A 4,941-nucleotide genomic window follows, 5' to 3' on the forward strand; every position below is an offset into this window, starting at 1 on the left:
CCCCGGTCCAGCCGGCCCCGGTCCAGCCCACCCCGATCCAGCCGGCCGCGGCCAGGGGGCGGACCCACGGGCTGCCCCGCCCGGCGGCTCGCACCGAGGTTCGCACCGAGGCCCCGGCCGTCCACCCGCATCCGGTGCCCACCGTGTCCGGCGCGCCTTCCGTGCCCGCCGCGCCTTCCGTGCCCGCCGTACATCCCCCGGCCACGGCAGTTCCCGTGCCGGCAGCGGTCGCCGCCGGCAGCACCGATATCGCCGACCTCGCCGACCTCGCCGGCACGTCCGAACCAGCCAACACCGCCGCGCTCGCAGGCACCGCCGCGCTCGCAGGCACGGCCAGGACAGCCACGGCCGGTATCGCGGACGCCGTCGGTGCCGCCGACGCCGTTGGCCCCACCGACGGCGTCGGCCCCACCGACGGCGCTGGTGACGCCGATGCCGTCGACGACACCGCCGGGCAGGCCGACCTCGCCGCACGGACGTCGCCGACGCCCCGGAACGGGCGCACGGGCACCGCCGGCCGGGCCGGGGAACGCGGCTCCGGTGGCCGCAAGAACCGCAAGTCCGTACCGGCCTGGGACGACATCGTCTTCGGCGCGCGCCGTACGTGATCACCACACCTATGATCATCACGACTCCCGCCGTGCCCCGGCCCTGACCTGCGTCGCCGACGGCTCCGAGAGGCCTGAGGGAACCGTCACACCGCTGGGCGGAACCAAATCCCGACGAAGACTGTTGAAGATGGTGTGACTGGAACCACTACCAGACCGACGCTGACCAACCTCGACCGGTGTGACCGGTGCGGCGCGCAGGCGTATGTGCGGGTCGTGCTTCCCGGTGGCGGCGAACTGCTGTTCTGCCGGCATCACGCCAAGTCCCACGACTCGAAGCTACGAGCCGTGGCCGTCGAATACCATGACGAAACAGACAAACTGACCGTCTCTCCCTGACCGCCCGCCACCCGGCGGCGGACATCGGCCCGGCGATCCCCCGCGGACACGATCACACGTTGTCAGCGGGGGCATTTTGATGTGGCCCGGAGGCATGGCTCGTCGACCGACGGCATGCCTCCGTTATCCATGCCGGCGCAACCAGGCCAGCGCAACTGGTGACATCGGCAGCGGCCGGCCGGCCGGGTTCCAGGCCAATCGACGACCGCTGGAGCCGCTGTGAACCCGAGGCCGTACCGTTGGTCCGGTGTGGTTGGCGAACAGGTTGCTGTCCGCGGTGCTCCAGACGCCTGGTCCCGCGTCCGATGCGTCGCGGCCCGCTGATCTGACGCATCCTGCTTCCGCCGCGCTGCCAGGCCTCGCGCCACCGTCAGGCCCCGTGTCGCCGTTGCCGGCCCGGCCTCCGAGAACAGTGCCCTCCCTGCTCGGACGGGTGTCGATGCGTGTTCTCACCCTCGCCCGCCGGACCGCGGCCCGTGCCTGGCGCGACCGCGTGCTCGGCCTCGCGGCCGAGGCCGGCTTCTGGCAGCTGCTGTCGCTGCCTCCCTTACTACTGGCGATCCTCGGCACCATCGGCTACGTCGGGGACGCGGTCGGCGCGGACGCCGTCGACAGCATCCGTCAGAGTCTGCTGAACGCCGCCGACGACCTGCTGACACCCTCGGTCGTCGACAACGTGATCCGCCCCACGATCAACGAGATCCTCACCCACGGGCGCCCGGATGTGATCTCGATCGGTTTCCTGCTGTCGCTGTGGACCGGGTCGTCGGCCATGGCGACCTACGTCAACACCATCACGATCGCCTACGGCCAGCGCCAGCTGCGATCAGCCGTACGCAGCCGGCTACTGGCACTGCGACTGTACCTGGCCCAGGTGGCCAGCGGTGTGATCCTGTTGCCCTCGCTCGTCCTCGGGCCGGACCTGATCTCGGAACTGCTCGACGCCAACCGCCACCACCTCGTCGGCTGGCTGCTGACGGTCCTGTTCTGGCCGGTGGTCGCGGTCCTCTCCCTGACGATGCTGACCTCGCTGTACCACCTGTCGTTGCCGTCCCGGCGCCCGTGGCGGCGGGCGCTGCCCGGCGCCCTGCTGGCCATGGTGGTCTGGAACGTCGGCAGCTACCTGCTGCGGCTGTACCTGGAAACGGTCTTCGGCAATGAACTGATCTACGGCTCGGTGGCGGCGCCCGTGGCCGCGCTGCTGTTCTTCTACATCACGGCGTTGGCCGTCCTGCTCGGCGCCGAACTGAACGCCGCCATCGACGAGCGCGGTGACCACACCCCGTCACCGGGCCACACGCCGCCGGGCCAGCGGCGGCCGGAGGTTCAGTAGGTGCACGATCCCGCGGTGGCGTCGGTCGTGGCCGTGGCGGCCACCAGGGTGATGGCCGGCCCGGCCGGCCCGCCCAGCGGGCCACCGTCGACGGCCGCGGCGCTCGCGGAGGACGGCCGCCGGCCGGAGAGATCCGCCAGGAAGGCCGCCAGCTTGTTCGGGTCGGTGAGCAGCACGGACTGGCCGCCTGCCTGACCAGGCGACGCCGGGACGGTCTCGAAGCGGACACCCCCGCTGCCCACGCCACGCAGCCGGACGGCCAGTGGCTGCAGGTCGGTCAGGGAGGTGCCGGCGTCGACGGTCACGGACGAGGTGGCCGCGTCCAGCAGGGAAGCCAGCCGGACCGGGTTGACCAGGGTCGAGGTGCTGGTCGCCGACCGGAAGACCACACCGATGAACTGCTGCTGACGCCGGATCCGGTCGAGGTCGCCCTCGGGCAGGCCGTACCGCTGGCGGACGAAGGCCAGCGCCTGCTCGCCGTTGACCCTGTTGTCGCCGACCTGGCCGTGCCAGCCCGACATCTTGTCGTCGAGGTTGCTCCGGCTCCCGTTGGGCAGCGGTTTCACGCACACGGTCACCCCGCCGAGGGCGTCCGTCATCCGTTGGAACCCGATGAAGTCGATCTGCAGGTAGTGGTCGATACGGATCTTCGTCAGCGTCTCGATGGTCCGTACCAGCAGGGACGGCCCGCCCAACGCGAACGCGGCGTTGAGCTTGGACTTCCGCGCGGCGTGGGCGCGGCCGGCGGAGTCGGTGTAGGCGGGGATCGTCACCCACAGGTCCCGGGGGAACGAGGCGAGCGTGGTGGAGCCATCGGCGTCCAGGTGGGCGAGGATCGTGGTGTCCGACCGCTGGCCCTCGACCTCACCGAACTCCCCGTCCGTACCGCTGCGGCTGTCCGAGCCGACGAGCAGGATGTTGCGGGTACCGCCGCCGGCCCCGCCCGGCCGCCGCTCGGTGCCGGGGAAGGCCAGCGACACATGGGTGACCTTGTTGTCATAGTGCCGCAGGGCCAGCCAGCCCCCGCCGGAGACGGCCAGTACGAGGACGGACGCCAGCGCCGCCACGCCGGTGACCAGGCGGCGCCCAGTGGAGCGCCGGGGCGGTAAGGGCTCGGGCGGCGGCTGTGACGGCTGGAACGGCGGCGGCTGCGACGGCGGTGGCTGCTGCCATCCGGGCTGCGGCGGTGGCTGCTGCCACCCGGGAGCCCCGCCCGGGGGCCGGCGCTCCTCAGGCCATCCAGGCCGCCGCCCCGCTCGTCCGGGCCCGTCCGGAGGCCACGTCATGACCACGTCCCCTCGTCCACCCCACCGCTCGCCATCCCTGTCGACGTCCGGTAGCCGTTGGAATGTTCCCGGTCCCGGGTGTCGCGCCCACGACTTCCACCGCCGTCACCGGCGCACCGCCGGATCAACCGAACTCGGCCCGGATCGCGGGGCCGTCCGCGTCGAGTACCGGTTCCGGCGGCCGCCGGGAGTCCTGCGGCCAGTCCGCCATCTTCACCGGATTCCCGGGCAGCGGAAGGCCCCCGGCGTCGACCACCATGCCGCGGAAAACAGCCTGTTCGGAGGAGACCGCCTCCGCCACGTTGTTGATGGGGCCACAGGGTATGCCCGCCGCACCCAGCACTTTCAGCCAATACGCAGCCGGCTGGGCACGAAGAGTCCGCTCCGCTTCCTGCTTGAACGCCTCCCGGGCCGCCAGCCGGGCACTGTTGGTGACGAACCGCGGATCCGTGCCGAGATCCGGGCGGTCCAGCGCGCGGCACAGCCCGGCGAAGAGGCTGTCGTTCGCGGCACAGATCACAATGCTGCGGTCCGCGCAGGCGAACGTGTCGAACGGCGCGATCGAGTAATGTGCGTTGCCGATGCGCGGCGGCGTGACACCGGTCGCCAGATAGGACAGGGCCGCACCCTCGAGCAACGACAGTGTGGCGTCGAACATGGCTATGTCGATATGGGTACCGCGGCCGGTGGCCAGCCGCCCGTACAATGCGGCCCCGATCGCGCCGAAAGCATACAGACCGGCCGCAAGGTCCGCGATCGGGACGCCGGGCTTCACCGGGTCGCTGTCCGGTGACCCGGTGATCGACATAATCCCGGTGGCGGCCTGCACGACCGCGTCGTAGGCCGGCCGGTTTCGCCACGGGCCGGTCCGCCCGAAGCCGGAGATGCTCACGTAAACCAGTCGAGGATTACGTCCCGACAACGTGCCCCAGCCGAGACCGAGCCGGTCCATCACGCCGGGCCGGAAGTTCTCCACCAGCACATCGGCGCGGTCGATGATGGAAAGTAACGTCGCGTGGTCGTCCGGATCCTTCAGATCGAGCGCGATCGACTGTTTGCCGCGGTTCACCCGGGCGAAGTACAGCGACCGGTCGTCCATGAACGGACCGTAGGAGCGGGAGTCATCCCCGTGACCGGGACGTTCCACCTTGATGACCCTCGCCCCGAGATCGGCGAGCATCAGCGTGGACAACGGCCCGGCCAATACCCGGGTGAGATCGACGACAAGAAGGCCATCCATGGGACCCGGCGACATAGGCACTCCTGGGACGCTACCCGCCACGGACCGCCGCGGCCTACCGTTGGAACCATGAGTACGCGCCCGAGTGCTTCCCCGCCTTCTACCGGCAGATCCGAGCAGCCTACCGACAGATCC

Annotated in this window: 4 protein-coding genes and 1 pseudogene; 3 read left to right on the forward strand and 2 right to left on the reverse strand. The window is 70.9% G+C overall.

Annotation, left to right across the window (positions count from 1 at the left end):
* The 3 genes and pseudogenes from AC5LSR_RS01400 to AC5LSR_RS01410 form a co-directional block, all read left to right on the forward strand.
* Positions 1 to 608 (forward strand): annotated as a pseudogene (locus AC5LSR_RS01400) (hypothetical protein); the annotation flags it as partial.
* A 135-nt stretch (positions 609 to 743) separates the two neighbouring features.
* Positions 744 to 947 (forward strand): DUF7455 domain-containing protein, encoded by a 204-nt coding sequence (locus AC5LSR_RS01405; protein WP_250285936.1) that lies wholly within the window; start codon positions 744 to 746, stop codon positions 945 to 947.
* A 439-nt stretch (positions 948 to 1,386) separates the two neighbouring features.
* Positions 1,387 to 2,280, forward strand: a complete 894-nt coding sequence (locus AC5LSR_RS01410) for a YihY/virulence factor BrkB family protein (RefSeq protein WP_250285935.1) — start codon at positions 1,387 to 1,389, stop codon at positions 2,278 to 2,280.
* On the opposite strand, the gene AC5LSR_RS01415 is transcribed toward AC5LSR_RS01410, so the two are convergent.
* Positions 2,274 to 3,347 carry an LCP family protein gene (locus AC5LSR_RS01415; protein ID WP_250285934.1) on the reverse strand — a complete coding sequence of 358 codons (1,074 nt, stop codon included), beginning with the start codon at positions 3,345 to 3,347 and terminating at the stop codon, positions 2,274 to 2,276. The two genes, AC5LSR_RS01410 and AC5LSR_RS01415, sit on opposite strands and share 7 nt — an antisense overlap.
* Positions 3,348 to 3,690: 343 nt before the next feature.
* Positions 3,691 to 4,821, reverse strand: a complete 1,131-nt coding sequence (locus AC5LSR_RS01420) for a CaiB/BaiF CoA transferase family protein (protein ID WP_250285933.1) — start codon at positions 4,819 to 4,821, stop codon at positions 3,691 to 3,693.
* Positions 4,822 to 4,941: the final 120 nt, after the last annotated feature.

Source organism: Protofrankia sp. CiP1_Cm_nod4 (assembly GCF_982290645.1).